Here is a 19,716-nt window from a genome sequence, read left to right as displayed (position 1 = left end):
TGATAAGGGCAATTGCCCATTGTCTCATGAGTAAAATATATCCACACCCATGTTGCAGCCTTGATGTCAGATAACTAGAGTTTGCAAGCTTATCAGAACGAACGGACAAACAGACCGAGCATGATGAATCACTTTTCACTATTTGGGGTAGCCACCGCACTGATCGTCGGTGCAGTCATCGGGTTTCAGGCGATTCTCGCAGCACGCATCAGCCTTGCCGACAATGCCGTCAGCACCGGTCTTGTCATGTATTTCGCAGGTGGACTGATTGCGGTGTGCCTGCTTGCCCTGTTTTACGGCTCGGGTCAGTTGGTGATTGCACATCTTGACGGGATACGCATCTTTCAGATGTTTCTGGGGGGTGCCGCTGGTGTCATCATCGTTTCCGGCTCTGCCTTCGCCTTTTCAAGGGTCAGTCCGGCAGCAGCTGCGGCCATTGTCATATTCGGCCAGATGGGCGTCTCCCTGATAGCAGAGCATTTCGGCTGGACCGGCCAGACCCCGCAATCCATCGATTGGCGCCGCCTGCTTGGTCTCGTTCTTTTTGCCGGAGCAATCTGGCTGCTGATCATGCCAAGAAATGATTGAAGACTATGACCGGCGCGCCTTTTTGCGGCGGATTTCGATGACAGCATCGTAGGAATAGACCGCAACGGAAAGCCAGATCAGGGCAAATGTGATCATCTTGCTGGGAGATACAGCCTCATGCAGCAAGAACACGGCAATCAGGAACTGTATGCTGGGATTGATATATTGCATGATGCCAACCGTTGCCAGATTGAGCCTTTTTGCAGCCGCAGAAAACCAGATCAATGGCAGGGACGTGATCACACCTGTAATGACCAACAAGGATGTCGTGCCCAAGTCGGAAAACCCCAGATGACCGACACCCATCGCCTGCAAATAGACAATGTAGCCGAGCGCAAACGGCGTGATGGCAATCAATTCGACAAGCAGCCCCAGATTGGCCCCAACGGGCAATATCTTGCGCAGATAGCCATAACATCCGAACGTGAAGGCAACCAGCAATGACACCACAGGGACAGTGCCCAGCAAGAGCAATTGAACCATGATCGCAGCCACGGCAAGCACAATCGCGACCATTTGCAACCGTGATAGCCGTTCAGACAGCAACAGATATCCCGTGGCAACGTTGAACATCGGCACGATGAAATAACCAAGGCTTGCCTCCGTCGCATAGCCATGACCAACGGCCCAGACATAAGTCAGCCAGTTTCCGCTGACCAGAACACCGGTAAGCACCAGCACAAGCACGATCCTTGGCTGTTTGAGCGTTGCCCAAACCTCTCCCAGTCGCCCCCGCAAAAGAAACCAGAAGCTCATCAAGACCAGCGACCAGAATATCCTGTTGGCAACCACTTCCAGTGCAGGCACATGGGCAAGCATGATGAAATACAGAGGAAACAGCCCCCAGAATCCATAAGCCGCAGCAGCCAGCAAAAGACCGGCACGCGTCTCGTCCGCCGGTGCGGTCTGAGCAGTCTCCAACATTGCGTCGACAGGCGTGGAGCTGCCCAGCTCACTTTTCTGGCTCATGTTGCCTCATTTCTCATCTGTTGGCCGATGAGGGGCAACAGATCGTCTGGATCAGGAGAATTTCAATAGCTTATAGGTTATGGAATCGAGCAAAGCCTGGAAGGATGCATCGACAATATTCTCCGAAACGCCGACTGTAAACCAGCGATGACCCATCCCGTCCCGGCTTTCGATCAAAACGCGTGTGATCGCTCCCGTGCCGCCGTTGAGGATTCGAACCTTATAGTCGACCAGTTCGAGATCTTCTATCTTGTCCTGCAAGCGCCCCAGGTCCTTGCGCAAGGCAATGTCAAGCGCGTTGACGGGGCCAGCCCCTTCTGCCACCGACATGTGTCGCTCGCCATCGATGATCACCTTGACCACAGCCTCGGAAAGCGTGATCAGTTCACCACGGGCATTGTGGCGACGCTCCACGCCAACCCGGAAGCTCTCAACCGTAAAATAGGTTGGAACAGACCCCAGATGACGCCGGGCGAGCAGTTCAAGCGATGCCCCGGCCCCCTCATAGGCATAGCCCTCGGCTTCCCTCTCCTTGACGATGGCAAGCAGGTCGACAAGGCGTGGATCGGCCTTCTCCACTTCAATGTCCATGCGTTGGAGTTCGTCGATCAGGTTTGACAACCCGGCCTGATTGGACACCAGAACGCGGCGATGGTTACCCACTTTTTCCGGCTCGATATGCTCATAAGTCTGGGGATCCTTGAGAATGGCAGACGCATGAATGCCAGCCTTGGTGGCAAAGGCACTTGCCCCCACATAGGGTTGATGCCGGTTGGGAGCCTTGTTCAGCAACTCGTCGAATTGGCGAGAAATGGCGGTCAGCTTCCCAAGCGCCTTGTCATTGACACCAATCTCAAACGCCTGAAAGAATTCAGGTTTCAGCTTCAACGTAGGAATTAGGGAAATCAGGTTGGCATTGCCGCAGCGCTCACCAATACCATTGAGCGTACCCTGAACCTGACGCACGCCGGCACGCACCGCCGCCAGTGAATTGGCCACTGCCTGCTCGGTATCGTTGTGAGCATGAATGCCGAGGTGGTCACCCGGAACATGGCTTATGACGTCACTTACGATGTCGTGTATCTCATGTGGCAGTGTTCCGCCATTTGTGTCGCAGAGAACAACCCAACGAGCACCGGCTTCATAGGCGGTTTTAACGCAGGCGAGCGCATAGTCGCGATTTGCCTTGTAGCCATCAAAGAAATGCTCGCAATCGACCATGGCAACTTTACCCACCGCAATCGCGGCCTTGACCGAGTCCGAAATGCCTTCAAGATTGTCTTCATTGCTGCATTGAAGGGCCACTTCAACGTGATAGTCCCAGCTTTTGGCAACAAAGCAGATGGCATCGGCGGACGAGTTCAGCAGCGCCTGGACGCCGGGATCATTCTCCACCGACCGCCCCGCCCGCTTTGTCATGCCAAACGCGGTAAAAGTGGCCTCATTTGTGCGCTTTTCCGAAAAGAACACATCATCTGTCGGATTGGCACCGGGATATCCCCCTTCGACATAATCCACGCCAAGCTTATCCAGAATGTCGGCAATCAAAATCTTGTCTTCAACGCTAAAATCGAGACCGCTGGTCTGGGCACCGTCTCTGAGGGTTGTATCAAAAAGATAAAGACGCTCTTTTGTCATGACTTCTGGTCCTGTATGGCAAAGGGTATGCGTTTGCGTCGACTTGTGCCGACAAGATGGAAACAAAGGCCCTCACGGGCCCTTGCGGGGTTATGGCCTCTAGATATCGAGGCTCCAGGTTGTTTCGAACAAGCCGGTTTCCTTGTTCTTGCTATCTTTGAGCGAAACGCCCATCTCGGCGAGCTTGTCGCGCAATTCGTCAGATTTTGCGAAATCCTTGTTGTTGCGGGCCTCCAGCCGTTCATCAACGAGCGCCTGTATCGCTGCGTCATCAACGTCACCGGCCGAAGCAGCGCGCCAATTGGCCCATTCTTCAGGATCCTGCCCCAGAACACCGATCAATTGTTGCAGCGAGGCCTTGAGTGAAGCCGCTGCGGCCTTGTCTCCGCCCTGCGCCTTGCTCCGCAGACCGTGCAACTCGGCAATTGCCTTTGGCGTGTTGAGATCATCCGACAGCGCCGCCACAACAGCAGCATCCGGTTCGGAAGCCTCTACGTCTGCGGTCAGGGCATACCACTGATCCAGCGTTTTCTTGGCTTCCTTGACACCGTCCGCTGTCCAGTTGAACGGCTTTGCATAATGGGTGGTCAGCAAGGCAAGCCGGATCGCTTCGCCGGGATAATGGTCGATCAGGTCATGCACGGTCGTGAAATTGCCAAGCGACTTGGACATTTTCTCTCCCTCGACCTGGACAAAACCGTTGTGCATCCAGACATTTGCCATTCGGTCATTGCCATGGGTACAGCAGGACTGGGCAATCTCGTTTTCATGATGAGGGAAGGTCAGATCAATGCCCCCGCCATGAATATCAAACAACTCGCCAAGATGCTTTTCACTCATCGCGGAGCATTCGATATGCCAGCCGGGACGCCCCTCACCCCATGGCGACGGCCAGCGCGGTTCACCTTCCTTCGAGGGTTTCCAGAGCACGAAATCCATCGGATTGCGTTTATAGGGAGCCACTTCAACGCGCGCGCCTGCAATCATGTCATCAACGGAACGCCCTGAAAGCTCGCCATAGTTCTTCATGCTATCGACAGCAAAAAGCACATGACCCTCGGCAGCATAGGCATGCCCCTTGTCGATCAGGGTGCCGATCATCTTGAGCATGTCCTCGATATGCTCGGTTGCCCTTGGCTCGATCGTTGGCCGCATGGCACCAAGCGCGTCCATATCCGCATGATAGCGTGCTGTCGTCTCGTCGGTCAGCTCGCGAATGGAAATGCCGCGTTCCGCCGCCCGCGCGTTGATCTTGTCGTCAACGTCGGTGATGTTGCGCACATAGGTGACGTGATCTGCACCATAAAGGTGGCGCAGCAGTCGAAACAGCATATCGAACACCACCACCGGCCGGGCGTTGCCGATATGGGCGGTGTCGTAAACCGTTGGTCCGCAGACATACATGCGAACATTGTCAGCATCAATTGGTTTGAAAATTTCTTTTTGTTTCGTCAGTGTGTTGTAAAGCGACAACTGAACGTCTTCAGTCTTTTTGGTCATCGACCTGTTCCCAATTTCCTAATTGCCTGTCGGCAAACACCCTAGATGCAAAAACTTCGCGCTTTCTAAACACAAAAGCGTCAAACCGTCGCGCAACCGCACAAGAAGCCCGCAGCCGGAAATCGTTTCATATTTTCGAGGGATGAGCGAAACGGCTCCAGCCAGCAAGTTGCTAGTGGATAATAATCAAGCCAATAATGCAGCAGTTGATAAGACGATCCGTTTTCATGGGCGTCACAATGACCAAAATGACCAGCAACGTCAACCGCTCTTTTCCGCTCTTTGTGCGATTTGCGGGACTTTACCCGGCAAAAAGATCAAGGCTCTTCATGAGAGGGGGGACATCATCTCCGAAAATCAGCCCCGGACCAGTCGGCTTTCTCGTCCATTGATCAAGATGCCTGTTCATCAAGATGAACTTCCAATGAATGACAACCTCAGTCTTCATTCAGATCGAATCTCCTATGTTGGATCCAACAAACGCCCTTGTCGCGAACGCGGCCCAGACCAAGGGCAAAGGAATACGGCAAAGAACCCATCCCAAAGGCATTATGCCTTGAACCAGTCGCACCCAATCTTTGCCGCATGGAAGCTCCTGACAGAAATCTGCCAGGAGCTTTTCCATTTTGAGTCTCACCGATAAGATGAAATCCCCGCTTTTCCTCCCTTTCGGTGGTAAAAAACAACCCAAGGATTGTCAGCTTTGACATCTCGTCATTCCATTTTTGCCAAAAATCGAAATTTCAATTGAAACGTTTCCCATGTTGCAACAATATGGCTTCACTAATTCGGGACAAACGATATAGTGCCGATAACGCGCGGGAATCCCGATCTCAAATCACTCAGATCGGGTATTTTTGTTCCGCGTTTGAAACAATCTGGTTCCCCGAGCCGTTTGTCAAAGACCGAGCCGAGCAAAAAGAATGACAATGAATTTCCAGAATCTCGAACAAAATGCGGAGGAAGCGGCAAGCTTCCTGAAACTTCTAGCATCAGGCCCACGGCTTTTGATCCTTTGTCAATTGATTGGGGGAGAGCAGAATGTGGGGACACTCGCCGAGAAAACCGGCCTGAGAATGACGACAGTTTCCCAGCATATGGCCCTCATGCGGGCCCAGAACATCGTCTCCACCCGCCGCGACGGCACCACCATCTATTATTCTTTGGCCAGCCCCATGGTCGAAGAAGTCCTTGCAGTCCTCTATAAAAGCTTCTGTAACGTCTGATCCTGCATGCGCCCATGATCGCCAGCAACAGCGAAAAGCCGATTGCTCCGCTCTTTCAGAAAGTGCCTTTCACAGATCCGGTGCATCTGCTGCCTGCACTTGCTGACATGCCCATGCTCGCCTTTCTTGATAGCGCCTTGCCATCAAGAAGGCTGGGGCGGTATTCCTATCTCGCCTTTTCCCCATTCGCGACTTTCAGAGTAACAGACGGCAAGGCCTATTGGGATGACACCGAGCTACCCGACGCGCCCTTCCCGGCCCTGCAAAAGAAGCTGAACGCTTTCAGATTGGCAACCGCAGAGGGATCACTCCCTCCCTTTCAAGGGGGAGCGATGGGGTATCTGGCCTATGAGGCAGGACGTTTGCTTGAGCGCCTGCCCGAAACGGGTCAGGAGTTACACAAGAGTCACGACATCCTGTTGCCCTTTTATGATTTGGTGCTCGCCATTGATCACTTTCCTGACGAGTGTCAAAACAACGGCTTGGCAAAAGCCTGGATATTCTCCTCCGGCTGGCCGTGTGAAGGCAAAGAACGACAAAACCATGCAGAACAAAGGCTTGTCTGGTTCCGAGATCAATTGGAGCAAGCAAAAAACACAGGCAAACGCCTTTCCTCTCCACCACCTGTCACGCGCTGGCGATCCAATTTCTCTCGAAAGAACTTCGAGCAGGCAATAGCGCGAACGCAAGACCATATCCGTGAAGGCGATATCTTTCAGGCCAATATCACACAGCGTTTCTCTGCACCTAGACCGAACGTTTCGACGGCAACGCCGCTCGCCTATTACCAATCCTTGCGCAAGAATAACCCGGCCCCCTTTGCCGCCTTTCTGAATTTCAAAGACCATGCCGTCGCTTCAAGCTCACCGGAACGCTTCATAACGCTTGATGCAAAGGGTCGGGTTGAAACAAGACCGATCAAAGGCACAGCCCCGCGAAATTTGTCGGATAAAGTGCAAGACGAAGCCTCTGCGAAAGCCCTCGAAAACAGCGAGAAAGATCGCGCCGAGAATATCATGATCACGGATCTGATGCGCAACGATCTCTCCCGTGTTTGCCTGCCGGGAACCATAAAGGAGCCACAAGTCTGCGCTCTGGAGAGCTACGCAGCGGTTCATCATCTGGTTTCCACCGTAACCGGAGAGATGAAAAAGGGGCTTGGAGCGGTCGCACTTTTGGGCGCGAGCTTTCCCGGAGGCTCGATCACCGGCGCTCCAAAGATCCGCGCCATGGAAATCATCACCGAACTGGAAGACCTACCCCGAAATGTCTATTGCGGCTCCATAGGTTATATTGGTTTGAACGGTGCCATGGACACCAACATCGCGATCCGCACCGCAACATTCAAAGACAACATGATTCATTTCAATGTGGGAGGCGGCATCACGATTCTGTCAGACCCGGCAACAGAATATGAAGAATGCCTGCACAAGGCAGCCGCCATCTTCAAGGGATTCGGAACATCGGCAGAAGCCGAAAGAGAAAGTCTGGAAGAAGCTCCCGTCGAGAAAGCAAGGCAAGAGGATGACAAGAGCCGATGATTCTCATCCTTGATAACTACGACTCGTTTGTCTTCAATCTGGCCCGCTATTGCGAAGAGTTGGGCTATCCGGTTGCCGTCTTCCGAAACGACGCATTGGAATTGGAAGATATTGGCAAGCTTGGCCCCGATGCGATTATCCTCTCCCCCGGTCCGGGCAGACCCGAAGAGGCGGGGATCATGGTCGATCTGGTTAAGAGCTTTTCAGGCGAAATTCCCATTCTCGGCGTATGCCTTGGCCATCAGGCAATCGGCAAGGCATTTGGTGCAGACATCATTCACGCACAAGAACCGATGCATGGGCGGGCCAGCCTTGTAACCCACACCCGAGACGGGATATTCCATGATATGCCTCAGCCCATGAGCGTGGCACGCTATCACTCGCTGGTCATTGCAAAGACGTCCCTGCCCGATTGTCTACACGCCACAGCCTATTCTGAGGATGGCGAGATCATGGCAATCCGCCATCTTGCCCATCTGACAGTAGGCGTGCAATTTCATCCAGAGTCGATCCTCACTCCGAACGGGCAAACCTTGTTGCACAATTTTCTGGAGCAAGCTCATGCCTCATAAACGGGAAAGCAAAATGATCGCGGTCAGCCTCAATGGCAGTCTCTATCAGGACGAAGGGGACGCAGCCCCCCGGCTTTCCGTCACAGACCGTGGCTTCCTGCTTGGAGACGGTCTGTTTGAAACCTTGCCAATCCTTGGCGGGCATCCGCTCTGGTGGCCGGAGCATTTAGCGCGCCTCAGAAGGGCTGCAAAATGGATCGGCTTGCCACTTAACGAAGTCCTGATCGACGAAATGCTTGTGCAGATGTGCAAAGAGAGTGCCGGGCAAAACGCCATTCTGCGCTTCACGATCAGCCGCGGATCTGGCGGGCGCGGGCTTCTGCCCCCCGACATGCCGAAACCAACCGTGCTTGCGACCCTGACCCCATTGCCCGAAAGGCTGGCCTTCGAGGAGATGTCCCTTGTCACCAGCACGATCCGGCGCAATGAAACCTCCCCGACATCACAGATCAAAAGCCTCACATATCTGGACAATATCCTTGCCGCCAGACAAGCTGGCCAGAGCAAGGCAGACGATGCCCTGATGCTCAACACAAGCGGAAATGTGGCTTGCAGCACCATTGGCAACCTCTTCGCCCTCTATGATGATCTGCTCGTAACCCCCCCTTGTTCGGATGGTTGCCTTCCCGGTATCCTGCGCCAGAATTTGCTGACACTCGCACCGGAATGGGGCTTCCGGGTCAAGACCGCATCCCTGACACCGCAGGAATTGAAAAAGGCTGATGGTCTGATCATGACCAACAGCCTTCGCATCATCCGGCGTGTCTCCCGCCTTGACAGCCATCCCTATGACCCCTCCAGAAACAAGGCCATCGGTTGCCTGCAACAGCGCATGAGAGACGAGATAGAAAAGCAGACCCGCGTCTCACTAACATGAAGTCCTGACCAGAACTACTTGTCCAGCCAATCCTCACAGCGCGGAGCGCCATGCTCACCCCATGGCATGATTGGCACGGTCGAGGTCGAGTTTTTCGGGCTCCCCTCGATCAGCTTGTCCGAATAGATCAGATAGACCAGCACATTGCGGGTCTTATCGCAACCGCGCACGATTCGCGTCTTCTTGAAAAAGAGCGAACGGCGCTGACGGAACATTTCATCACCTTGCTCGAACTTTTCCTTGAAGACCACAGGGCCAACCTGACGGCACGCAAGAGAAACATCCGAGACTTCCTCAGCCACGCCCAGCATGCCCGATATGCCACCCTTTTCCGGCACAGTAAAATGGCAGGCGACGCCGTCGATGATGGGATCATCAATCGCATAGGTCGCCAATTTGTGGTCCGGGGTCAGCAATTTCCAGACGGTTGACTTTTTGAAAATCAGTTCCGGGTCGTCACTGGCCTGAGCAGTCGGCAGGCTCGCAGCCAGCGCCAGGCTTGCAGCCAATAGAATACGAAGCATAATCAATTCCTGTTTTCTACAGACAGCTTGCACGATATGAGACCATGCAAACGGCCAGATTTCAAATTTGAGTTTTCTCTTACCAAACAGATATAGGAAGACCAAACGCGATTACGAGTAAAGCAAAGCGACTGAAGACAGTTCGGATCTTTTCAGGCGCCTTCACGCATCTGAAGGTGCGAGTTCGCGATAGCCTCCGGCATAATAAAGAAGCGGCTCGCCCTCTTTCGCCCCAATGGAGACAACGCGCCCCAGAAGGATCAAGTGATCACCACCCTCAATAATCGTTTCGGTCTTGCAATCAAGACAAACCAGCGCATCCTTGAAAAGCGGAGCGCCTGTTTCCCCTTGTTCCCAATCCACCTTTGAGAAGCGGTCATCTGACAGTCCGGCAAACAGATTGGAAATGTCCACCTGCTCCTTGGCAAGGATGTTGACCCCATAGAAACCGCTGGAACAGAACGCATCGAGCTGGCCGGATCGCTTGTCCAGCGACCAAAGCACGAGCGGTGGATCGAGTGAGACCGAATTGAAACTGTCGACGGTCAGTCCGCACGGTTGATCGCTCCCATCCATCGTTGTCACAACGGCAATCCCCGTTGCAAACTGGCCGAGTGCGCGGCGATAGTCTGCTGCATCAATCATTTTTTATCCGGTTCCCTGGCAATATCGGTTCAACGAGTGGATGCAAGGCTGGCTTTCGCCGCACATCCGGAGTTCGTGGGTGTCTTATATGAATTCGGCAAGAAAGAACAGGAAAATTGAAGCAATGCCAGCCAAGCCATGACTCAGTGGAGGCGCCTAACAGGGGGACAGTTTTTAACATCCGCCGGTTTGAAGACATCAAATTGAAGTCCTTTCCCGCCCTTTATCAAGAATTGACTAAACTTTTGCCCCAATCTGGGGTGATTGTATGCGAGCAAGTTTGATATCCTTCGCACGCGATTCTTGTGTTTGCCAAAGAGACGCTGCCAAAAGACTGACAATCAGATCTCTGATTGAGAAAAACTTCGGAACCTGACTATGAAAAGCTGCGCGCATATTGTCGGACTTGTTGCCATGTCCCTATTGGCATCGAGTCCGTTGAAAGCTCAAACGAGTTGGTCATCCAATGCCCAATATTGCGCACAGCTCGAAGGCGAATTGGCCCGACTGCAAAGGACAAGCAATTCAGGCTCCAGCCAGAATTTCAAGAAATATGATGCCGCCTACCATAAGCAACTTTCGGAAATCGACAGCGCCAAAACACGCGCCAAGAGAGATGGCTGCTATGGAGGGCGTGTCTTCCTGTTTCGCCGCAAGGAAAAGGCAACCTGCCCGGCGTTGCTCAAACGCATCGATAAAATGGAGAAAAATCTCGAAAGCCTTGAAAAGAAGAGAAGTCGTTTCACCCCTCCACCAAGCGAAACGGGCCCTCTGAAGGCAGAATTGCTCTCCAAACTCGCGCAGGCCAACTGCGGTGATCAATATGAACAATTCTCCCAGATCAGGCAGCCCCGTCAGCGCCGAGGCATCTTTGGCACATTGTTCAACTCCAACAGCCGCTATTCCGTGCGTGAATATGGCTTGAAAGACTATGACATTCCGGAAATCGGAACCTATCGTACGGTCTGCGTGCGCGCCTGCGACGGCTTCTTTTTCCCGGTCAGCTTTGCAACAACCGAAAGCAGCTTCCAGCGTGATGCCCAGGCTTGTGAAACAAGCTGTCCCGGCGGCAATGCGGAACTCTATGTCTACAGAAATCCGGGCGAAACCACAGACGACATGGTCTCGCTTTCCGGCCAGCCCTATACGGCTTTGGAAACCGCCTTTCTCTATCAGAAGGAATATGTGCAGGGCTGTTCCTGTCAGGTCCCGGCGAGCCAACTGCAAGCCCTCACCAACTCCGACACCGATACCGGAATGGGCACAGATTGGAACACGGATCCGACTGCCGGCATAGCTGCGCCCCCCTCCTTGCCTGCGCAAGACATGACAGACAGTCAGGAGCAGGCTTTGCCGGGTTCAACGATCCCCCTGCCGCTGCCCAAACAGGCGGCCATGCTCGACCCCGATACCTTGGCAATGCAACGGCTGGGCATGGCTTTCGAGCCCTACCGGCCACCGGAGGTCAGCAAGGACAGCAACTCCGTTCAGACAGCTGACGGCCGCTCGATCAGGATAGTCGGTCCACGCTTCTTTGGTACCCAATGATTGGCAGGAAGGCCGCCAGTTCCGGGCCGTGAGAGCGTCCGGTAAGGGCCACACGCAGTGGCATGAAAAGCCCTTTGCCCTTCCGTCCCGTTTCGGCCTTGAGAGCACTCGTCCAGCTTTTCCATGTTGTTTCATCCCATGGCTCTCTGGGCAAAAGCTCAGTTGCCTTGGCATAGAAATCCGCATCTTCCGCTGATTTTTCAACCGCATCGGCGCCAAGGCCGTTGCTTGCAATATCCCACCACTCCCTGGCCTCGGGAAAGCGCTCGATATTGCCCCGGACCGCAAGCCAGAAGACATCGCCCCCTTCAACGCCAAGTGACGCAAGGCGATCGGAAACGGCGTCAAATTCGGTCTCATGCAGAATACGTGCATTCAGATGTCCAAGATCGGCCATATCGAATTTGGAAGAGGACCGCGACACCTTATCAAGAGCGAACAGATCGGCAAGAGCATTCATGTCGGCAAGCGGCTGCACAGGATCCGAGGTGCCGTTGAGCACCGCAAAAATCGCAACGGACAAAGGCTCATAGCCTTCCTCTCGCATGGTTCGGATCGACAAGGACCCAAGGCGTTTCGACAACCCCTCACCGCTCGCATTGATGATGAGGTTATGATGAGCAAATTTCGGGCTTTTTCCAGACAGCAACTCAAACAGCTGAATCTGAACCGCCGTGTTGGTCACATGATCATCCCCACGAATAACCATCGTAACCCCCATATCGATATCATCGATCACCGAGGGCAAGGTATAAAGATAGGTGCCATCTTCACGGATCAGCACCGGGTCTGAAACACTGTCGCATTCAATACTCTGGTCGCCGCGCACTCCGTCTTGCCATGAGATCGTTTTCTGATCGAGCATGAAACGCCAATGGGGCTTTCTGCCCTCTGCCTCATAGGCCGCAATCTGATCATCGGTCAAGGTAAGCGCAGCTCGATCATAGACCGGCGGCAAGCCGCGCGCGCGCTGGCGTTTGCGTTTCCGGTCAAGTTCGTCCGGTGTTTCATAACAGGCGTAAAGCCGACCCATTTCCCTCAGTTTGTTGGCAACCGTATCGTAAAGCCCCATACGCTTGGACTGCCACTCAACCCGATCCGGTTTGACCCCGAGCCATGCGAGATCCTCGGCAATATTCTCGGCATATTCCGTCCGCGAACGCTCCGCGTCGGTGTCATCATATCGCAGAATGAATTGGCCTCCGGTCTTCATCGCGACAAGCCAGTTAATCAGCGCAGGACGCGCATTGCCAATATGAATATTTCCCGTCGGTGACGGGGCGAAACGAACGACTTCGGCCATAGGGCTGTCTTCCTTTGAAAATCTCTGTCACGAGGGCTTGCGACGAAACCCTCTAGTCCCTGTCGCGGAACGCATTGGTAATCGGATAGCGGCGATCGCGACCAAAATTCTTCTCGCTCAGCTTGACGCCCGGAGCGGATTGTCGCCGCTTGTATTCCGCTATATAGAGCAAATGCTCGATCCGTCTCACCACAGCGATGTCATGGCCACGCTCGACAATCTCATCGATGCTCATTTCATTCTCGACCAGACATTCCAGAATATCGTCAAGAACGGGATATTCGGGCAAGCTGTCCTGATCGGTCTGATTTTCGCGCAGTTCCGCCGTCGGTGCCTTGGAAATGATGTTGGCAGGAATCACCTCACCCCCCGGCCCCATCACCCCATGCGGTACATTCTCATTACGCCATGCCGCCAGATGATAGACCTGCATCTTGTAAAGATCCTTGATCGGGTTGAAGCCACCATTCATGTCGCCATAAAGGGTCGCATAGCCCACCGACATTTCGGATTTGTTGCCAGTGGTCACAACCATATTGCCAAACTTGTTGGAAATGGCCATCAGGATCGTGCCGCGTGCGCGGGATTGCAAATTCTCTTCCGTCACACCGGCCTCGGTGCCCGCGAACAGATCCGAAAGTGCGTGCGCGAAGCCTTCAACAGGTTCGGCAATATCGACGATGTCATAGCGCACACCCAGCGCCTTGGCACAATCAGCAGCATCTTTTAGGCTTGCCTCTGATGTGTAGCGATAGGGAAGCATGACACAATGCACCCGATCCGCCCCCAAGGCATCAACCGACAAGGCGGCACAAATGGCAGAATCAATCCCGCCGGACAGGCCCAGAACAACACCAGGAAAGCGGTTCTTGTTGACATAATCCCTGAGACCGAGCACGCAAGCGCTCCAGGCGCTGGCATCCCGATCCATCAGCGGCTCGATCTCGCCCGAAAGGGTCCAGCCATGTTCGCCACGCTCCGCTGTCACGATCTGCTGATCCTCGACGAATCCCGGCATCTGCATCGCAAGAGAGCGGTCGGCATTCAGCGCAAAAGAAGCTCCGTCAAACACCAACTCATCCTGACCACCGACCTGATTGAGATAGACGAGCGGCAGTTCGGTTTCGACGACGCGCTGAATGGCCACTTGCTGTCGCGTATCCCACTTGTCGATATTGAACGGTGATCCGTTGGGCACCACAAGCATCTCAGCCCCGGTCTCTGCCAGACATTCGCAAACCTCGACATCCCAGATATCTTCGCAAATCGGCACACCAACCGCCACACCGCGCAAATTAATCGGGCCGGGCATCGGACCTGCGGCAAAAATGCGTTTCTCGTCAAACACCCCGTAATTGGGAAGATCCGCCTTGAAGCGCACTGCCTGAACTTCGCCATTGTCGAGCAGACAGACCGCATTATAGAGATTATCATCATGAACCCATGGCGTCCCGATGAGAATCGCCGGCGCATCCCCTTCGGTTATGACGGCCAGCTCTTCGACTGCCATTCGGCAGGCTTCCTGAAAAGCGGGTTTGAGCACCAGATCTTCCGGCGGGTATCCGGAAATGAAAAGCTCACTCAAGACAAGACAATCGGCCTCTTGTGCCTGTGCCACCTTATGTGCGGCGCGTGCCTTTTCGGCATTTCCTGCGATATCACCCAAATGGGGATTGAGTTGCGCAAGGCTGAAAACGAGTCTGTCGGTCACGGCTTGATCCTGTTGTGCCAATTTCAATGAGAGAGGAAGAGCTTACACGCTCTTGTGCAGAGATATAAAGGCAACAGAGTCAAGAATCCAATGCAATCTGCAACAAAAAGCCCGGCGCATGGCCGGGCTGCTTGTTGATTGTAATCCGTTACTCTCGATCAGGGCACGATCTTGTCATGAGCCTGACGGCTGACACGCTCTTTTTTGATATTGTCAGCAATGAGGAACGCCAGTTCCAGAGCTTGATCGGCATTCAAACGCGGATCGCAAACCGTATGATAACGATCTGTCAAATCATCCTCGGTGATGGCATGAGCACCACCTGTGCATTCGGTCACATTCTTGCCGGTCATTTCGACATGCACACCACCCGGATAGGTACCTTCCGAATTATGCACGGCAAAGAAGCTTTCGACTTCTTTCAGAATGCGCTCGAATGGACGCGTTTTATAGCCATTGTTGGCCTTGACCACGTTGCCATGCATCGGATCACAGGACCAGATGACCTTGTAGCCCTCCCGCTTGACGGCCTTGACCAGACCAGGCAGGTGATCAAACACCTTGTCGGCACCAAAGCGCGTGATCAGCGTCAGGCGACCGGCTTCATTCTCAGGATTGAGCACATCGATCAGACGCAGAAGCTCGTCAGGAGAAAGGCTCGGCCCACATTTGAGCCCGATCGGGTTTTCGATGCCGCGGAAGAACTCCACATGTGCATGATCGATCTGACGGGTTCTGTCACCAATCCAGAGCATGTGGCCAGAGGTTGCATAATGCAAACCGGTCGTTGAATCGACCCGTGTGAAGGCCTCTTCATAGCCAAGCAGCAAAGCTTCGTGAGAGGTGAAGAAATCAGTCGACCGCAAGGCTTCGGTATGAGAGGGATCGATACCGCAGGCACGCATGAAACCGAGAGTTTCGGTGATCCGGTCAGCCAGTTCCCTGTAACGGGATTCTTGCGGGCTGTCCTTGAGGAAATCCATTGTCCAGCGATGCACATGATCGAGATTGGCAAAGCCACCCTGAGCAAATGCGCGCAACAGATTAAGGGTCGCCGCAGACTGGCGATAGGCCATCTCCATACGGTTTGGATCCGGGATGCGAGACTCTTCGCTAAAGCCCGTGTCGTTGATGATGTCGCCGCGATAGCTTGGCAGTTCCACACCGTCAACAGTCTCTGTCGGCGAGGAACGCGGCTTGGCGAACTGACCAGCAATGCGGCCGACCTTGACCACCGGAGAAGCGGCGGCATAGGTCAAAACGGCTGCCATTTGCAGGAAGACGCGGAAGAAATCGCGAATATTGTCGGGATGGTGCTCCACAAAGCTTTCGGCACAATCGCCGCCTTGCAGCAGAAAACCATTACCCTCAGCAACTCTCGCCAGTTGCTTACGCAACCTGCGAGCCTCGCCAGCAAAGACCAAAGGCGGATAGGTTGCAAGCCTGCCTTCAACAGCGTTGACTGCTTCGGCGTCGGGATAATCCGGCACCTGCTGGATCGGAAGGGATCGCCAGCTGTCCGGTGTCCATGTCTTGCTCATTTTATCCTCTTTCACTTTGCTGTTGGCCAAAAAGAAAGGCCATACTAAAAAACCAACCCTGAATGTCGATGGACAATGTCCAGGGAATGGATCAACATCTCAGGGCCGGGCGATTGGAGTTATACACATCTCAATGCTGCAATGCCACATCCGTTTGTATTAGAATTGAAGCTTTTACCCGTTTGATATGCCAACAAATTCTCGTTTCGATGACAAGGAATGTATAAATGACCAGCAAACCGGCAAATGGCGGATGCCTTTGTGGCACCATTCGATTTGAAATTACGCCCCCCAGTCGGGCGCAACCTATTGCCATTGCTCCGATTGCAGGAAAACATCCGGCAGTGCCTATGCCGTCAGTTTTCCGGTGAAACGACACGATTTCAAAATGGTGCAAGGTGCAGCCAAAGGCTTTGCCAAAAAGGGAGAGAGCGGAAACGAAGTGATCCGCTATTTCTGTCCTGAATGCGGATCACCTGTCTATTTGTCCTCGGCCGCCCATCCGAACATTATCTATGTCAATGCCGGATCACTCGACGAGCCCAAGGCCGTTGACCCTCGATGTGAAATCTGGACACAATCCAAAGTCCCATGGGCCACGATCCCCGACGCGATAAATAGCCACGCAAAGGAACGGACTTAGCAGGATGTCTTTCCCACCTGCCCGCCCCCTCAGGATCGATATCAAGCCTTCAAACCTATTGGATCTTCCGCTTTGCGGCCTTCGCCGCATAGGGATTGTCGCCTTTGCGCATCAACATGCGCACAGGTACGGCAGGAATATTGAAGCTGTCCCTCAGATCATTGAGCAGATACCGAGCATAGCTTTCAGGAAGATCATCGGGCCGGGAACACATCACCACGAAGGTCGGCGGACGGGTCTTGATCTGCGTGGCATAGCGGATCTTGATGCGGCGCCCACCAACGGCAGGCGGCGGATGGCCCTGCGTGGCTCCATCCAGCCAGCGGTTCAGCTTGGCCGTTGAGATACGACGGTTCCAGATCTCATAGATGTCGAGAATGGACTGCATCAGCCGGTCCATATTCTTGCCTGTCAGCCCGGAAATCGGAATAAGCGGCACATTGCGCATTTGCGGCAACAAACGGGTCGCCTTCTCGCGCAGATCAGCCAGGGTTTCCTGAGGATTTTCAACAAGATCCCATTTATTGAGCGCGATGACAATGGCCCGCCCTTCCCGCTCGATAAGATCGGCAATTTGCAAATCCTGCTTCTCGAACGGCTTGGTCACGTCGAGCGTCACGACGACGACCTCGGCAAACTGGATCGAGCGCAGGGCATCGGAAACCGACAGCTTTTCGAGCTTTTCCTGCACACGCGCCTTGCGCCGCATGCCCGCAGTGTCAAACAGCTTGAATTTCCGGCCCCTAAATTCCCAATTGACGGAAATGGAGTCGCGCGTGATCCCCGCTTCGGGTCCCGTCAGCAAGCGATCCTGCCCGATCAACTGGTTGATCAATGTCGACTTGCCGGCATTGGGGCGGCCAACAATGGCAACCCGCAAGGGTTTGGTCGGGTCATAAAGAGGGGTCTCGCTTTCGTCATCCTCTTCAATCTCCACATCGACAAGAGGACCATCATCCTCTTCAAGCAGCTCTTCGTCTTCCGCTCCGATTGGCAAACCGAGAGAGGCTCGCTTTGCATCGTCAAATTTGACGAGTACTTCATAAAGATCTGCCATACCGATGCCATGTTCGGCAGAAAGTGGCACTGGCTCGCCAAGACCGAGTGAAAAGGCCTCGTAATAGCCAGCATCAGACGCCCGCCCCTCGGACTTGTTGGCAAGCAATATGGTCGGCTTTCCTGCCTTGCGCACGAGCGCCGCGAAATGTTCGTCCATTGGCGTGATGCCTGCGCGGGCATCCATCATGAACAGCACAACATCGGCCAACGCAATCGCTTCTTCTGTCTGAAGCCTCATGCGCGTTTCAAGTGCATCCTCTTCAGCGACTTCGAGACCGGCTGTATCAATGATATTCAGAGTGATGTCGCCAAGTCTGGCTTCACTCTCGCGTCGGTCTCTCGTCACTCCGGGTCGATCATCGACCAGCGCAAGTTTCTTGCCAACCAGACGGTTGAACAAGGTCGATTTGCCAACATTGGGTCGGCCCACAATGGCCACGTTCAATTTCATTCCGCTTCGTCCAAACTATCGCAATCCGATTATGCAACCTCATTGCAGATCGTCAACATCTGCCTTGGCCACCATCAAATTGCGGATCAGAGGCACAGAGCGATCATTCAGAAAGACCGCTTCACTGTCACCCCTCCAAATAGCACAGAACCCCGAAGCTGCCAAAACAGCTCCGGGGCAATTGATAAAATCTGTTGTGACGGAAAGCCCGAGCCTAGCGATAGGCCGCCAGACGTCCGGCACCACTAAGGGTAATCAGGCGTCCACTCACCGCGATCGGAGCGATGAAGACAGGATCCTTGATATCCCGCGTCAGCACGATCTGCCCGTTGTTCGGATCGACTGCCGCCAGTTTTCCATCATTGGAAGTGAACCACAAGCGGCTTCCGGCCAAGGTCGGCCCTGCCCAGCTCGTGGATTTTTTCTTGGTTCTAACCGAAGGCAACTGGCTTGACCAGCGAATTTTGCCGGTCTTGCTATTGAGCGCTACGGCACGGTCATCAAGATCCAGCAGGAACACCGTGTTGCCAGAAACGGCCGGTGCGTTCACAGACCCCAAAGCCCGGTTCCACAAACGCTCACCATCCTTGAGCCGCAAAGCGATCATGTTGCCACCCACGCTTGCGACATAGGCAACGCCATCGGAGACAACCGGACCACCGGCGACCGAAGAAATACCGGAAATGGCAAACCGCCGACTGCCTTGCGCAATGGTGTCGGACCAAACCATTTCACCATCTTTCAGATTGAGCGCAACCAGTTCACCCGATGTGCCTGAAAACAGCACACGATTGCCACTGACAGCCGGAGCACCGGAGCCAAGCAACCCGGTTCCCTGAGGAATTCCCTCGAACGTCCACATTTCCGTACCGTCGGAAGCATTGACCGCAAACAGCGAATTGGTGGCAGAAACACCCAGCACGATATTGCCAGCAACCACCGGGGCACCTCTGGCAGGAGCGTCCATTTGATAGGTCCACAAGCGCCGACCAGAGCCCGCATCAAGTGCAACCAGTTCGCTAAAGCCGGTCGCAGCAAAAACCCGCGCACTGTCCATCGCCACAGCACCGCCAAGAGAGATGCCTTTTTCATTCTGCGGACGTACAGACACCGACCAGAGCCGCCCCCCATTGGACGCATTGAACAGTGCGACCTGTCCGTCCGGGCTGTAGACGGCAACACGACCGGCAACAGAGACCGGACGAGCAGCAGCTCGCTCATCGGAATCGCGCCCCTGAATGGCTGCATTGGCGCTCCAGATACGCGTTGCCTGTCCACCAAACGTCACATTTGGAGGATTATTGGTCAAGGGACCACCAGCCTGTCCCCAGGATGTGAAGTCAACTGCGGGCGAAATGGAAACCGGAGAGGTATCCTCGA

The 19,716-nt window shown here is 54.1% G+C and carries 17 protein-coding genes and 1 pseudogene; 7 read left to right on the top strand and 11 right to left on the bottom strand.

Features of this window, described 5'->3' with window-relative positions:
• Positions 1 to 120 precede the first annotated feature (120 nt).
• Positions 121 to 588: a DMT family transporter gene (locus ACHZB8_RS14065; protein WP_316861241.1), complete on the top strand. Its 468-nt coding sequence runs from the start codon at positions 121 to 123 to the stop codon at positions 586 to 588.
• A gap of 3 nt (positions 589 to 591) precedes the next feature.
• Here ACHZB8_RS14065 and rarD read toward each other — a convergent pair whose 3' ends face one another.
• From rarD to ACHZB8_RS14045, 4 genes are all read right to left on the bottom strand, one after another.
• Complete coding sequence (gene rarD, locus ACHZB8_RS14060) at positions 592 to 1,557, bottom strand: EamA family transporter RarD (RefSeq protein WP_316861240.1); 966 nt, start codon at positions 1,555 to 1,557, stop codon at positions 592 to 594.
• A gap of 51 nt (positions 1,558 to 1,608) precedes the next feature.
• A complete protein-coding gene (cimA, locus tag ACHZB8_RS14055; protein WP_316861238.1) occupies positions 1,609 to 3,195 on the bottom strand; it encodes a citramalate synthase in 1,587 nt (528 codons plus the stop codon).
• A gap of 99 nt (positions 3,196 to 3,294) precedes the next feature.
• The gene (gene cysS, locus ACHZB8_RS14050) at positions 3,295 to 4,695 is read right to left on the bottom strand and encodes a cysteine--tRNA ligase (protein ID WP_316861237.1); all 1,401 of its coding nucleotides are present in this window, start codon (positions 4,693 to 4,695) and stop codon (positions 3,295 to 3,297) included.
• Between the two features lie 301 nt (positions 4,696 to 4,996).
• Positions 4,997 to 5,143, bottom strand: a complete 147-nt coding sequence (locus tag ACHZB8_RS14045; RefSeq protein ID WP_316861235.1) for a hypothetical protein — start codon at positions 5,141 to 5,143, stop codon at positions 4,997 to 4,999.
• A 475-nt stretch (positions 5,144 to 5,618) separates the two neighbouring features.
• Between ACHZB8_RS14045 and ACHZB8_RS14040 the strand changes: the two genes are divergently transcribed.
• The 4 genes from ACHZB8_RS14040 to ACHZB8_RS14025 are packed head-to-tail and all read left to right on the top strand — an operon-like array spanning position 5,619 to position 8,911.
• Positions 5,619 to 5,921, top strand: a complete 303-nt coding sequence (locus ACHZB8_RS14040) for a metalloregulator ArsR/SmtB family transcription factor (protein ID WP_316861233.1) — start codon at positions 5,619 to 5,621, stop codon at positions 5,919 to 5,921.
• Positions 5,922 to 5,935: 14 nt separating this feature from the next.
• Positions 5,936 to 7,462 carry an aminodeoxychorismate synthase component I gene (gene pabB, locus ACHZB8_RS14035; protein ID WP_316861231.1) on the top strand — a complete coding sequence of 509 codons (1,527 nt, stop codon included), beginning with the start codon at positions 5,936 to 5,938 and terminating at the stop codon, positions 7,460 to 7,462.
• Entirely contained in the window at positions 7,459 to 8,034 is a 576-nt protein-coding gene (locus ACHZB8_RS14030) for an aminodeoxychorismate/anthranilate synthase component II (RefSeq protein WP_316861229.1), read from the top strand. Before pabB ends, ACHZB8_RS14030 begins: the two co-directional genes overlap by 4 nt.
• A complete protein-coding gene (locus ACHZB8_RS14025) occupies positions 8,024 to 8,911 on the top strand; it encodes an aminodeoxychorismate lyase (protein WP_316861227.1) in 888 nt (295 codons plus the stop codon). Before ACHZB8_RS14030 ends, ACHZB8_RS14025 begins: the two co-directional genes overlap by 11 nt.
• A 14-nt stretch (positions 8,912 to 8,925) precedes the next feature.
• Here the strand turns inward: ACHZB8_RS14025 and ACHZB8_RS14020 are convergent, their stop codons facing one another.
• Positions 8,926 to 9,435: a CreA family protein gene (locus tag ACHZB8_RS14020; protein ID WP_316861225.1), complete on the bottom strand. Its 510-nt coding sequence runs from the start codon at positions 9,433 to 9,435 to the stop codon at positions 8,926 to 8,928.
• A 162-nt stretch (positions 9,436 to 9,597) separates the two neighbouring features.
• Positions 9,598 to 10,080, bottom strand: coding sequence for a flavin reductase family protein (locus ACHZB8_RS14015; RefSeq protein ID WP_316861223.1), 483 nt, complete (start codon positions 10,078 to 10,080; stop codon positions 9,598 to 9,600).
• Between the two features lie 378 nt (positions 10,081 to 10,458).
• Between ACHZB8_RS14015 and ACHZB8_RS14010 the strand changes: the two genes are divergently transcribed.
• Positions 10,459 to 11,628, top strand: coding sequence for a DUF2865 domain-containing protein (locus tag ACHZB8_RS14010; protein ID WP_316861221.1), 1,170 nt, complete (start codon positions 10,459 to 10,461; stop codon positions 11,626 to 11,628).
• Here ACHZB8_RS14010 and gltX read toward each other — a convergent pair.
• The 3 genes from gltX to ACHZB8_RS13995 all read right to left on the bottom strand — a co-directional run bounded on the left by gltX (position 11,591) and on the right by ACHZB8_RS13995 (position 16,183).
• Complete coding sequence (gltX, locus tag ACHZB8_RS14005; protein ID WP_316861219.1) at positions 11,591 to 12,931, bottom strand: glutamate--tRNA ligase; 1,341 nt, start codon at positions 12,929 to 12,931, stop codon at positions 11,591 to 11,593. The genes ACHZB8_RS14010 and gltX overlap by 38 nt on opposite strands.
• A gap of 52 nt (positions 12,932 to 12,983) precedes the next feature.
• Positions 12,984 to 14,642 carry an NAD+ synthase gene (locus tag ACHZB8_RS14000; protein WP_316861217.1) on the bottom strand — a complete coding sequence of 553 codons (1,659 nt, stop codon included), beginning with the start codon at positions 14,640 to 14,642 and terminating at the stop codon, positions 12,984 to 12,986.
• Between the two features lie 158 nt (positions 14,643 to 14,800).
• Positions 14,801 to 16,183, bottom strand: coding sequence for a class II 3-deoxy-7-phosphoheptulonate synthase (locus ACHZB8_RS13995; protein WP_316861215.1), 1,383 nt, complete (start codon positions 16,181 to 16,183; stop codon positions 14,801 to 14,803).
• Between the two features lie 319 nt (positions 16,184 to 16,502).
• Between ACHZB8_RS13995 and ACHZB8_RS13990 the strand changes: the two are divergent.
• Positions 16,503 to 16,826 (top strand): annotated as a pseudogene (locus ACHZB8_RS13990) (GFA family protein); the annotation flags it as partial.
• A 55-nt stretch (positions 16,827 to 16,881) separates the two neighbouring features.
• Here the strand turns inward: ACHZB8_RS13990 and der are convergent.
• Together der and ACHZB8_RS13980 are read right to left on the bottom strand one after the other, a co-directional pair.
• Positions 16,882 to 18,336, bottom strand: coding sequence for a ribosome biogenesis GTPase Der (der, locus tag ACHZB8_RS13985; RefSeq protein WP_316861213.1), 1,455 nt, complete (start codon positions 18,334 to 18,336; stop codon positions 16,882 to 16,884).
• A 214-nt stretch (positions 18,337 to 18,550) separates the two neighbouring features.
• Positions 18,551 to 19,716, bottom strand: a 1,166-nt coding sequence (locus tag ACHZB8_RS13980; protein ID WP_316861211.1) for a PQQ-binding-like beta-propeller repeat protein, incomplete at its 5' end; no start/stop codon positions are given.

The sequence above is a fragment of the uncultured Cohaesibacter sp. genome, from assembly GCF_963556055.3.
Lineage (GTDB): Bacteria > Pseudomonadota > Alphaproteobacteria > Rhizobiales > Cohaesibacteraceae > Cohaesibacter.
Note: the sequence above shows the minus strand (reverse complement) of the source record. Positions and strands in the feature narration are given on the sequence as shown.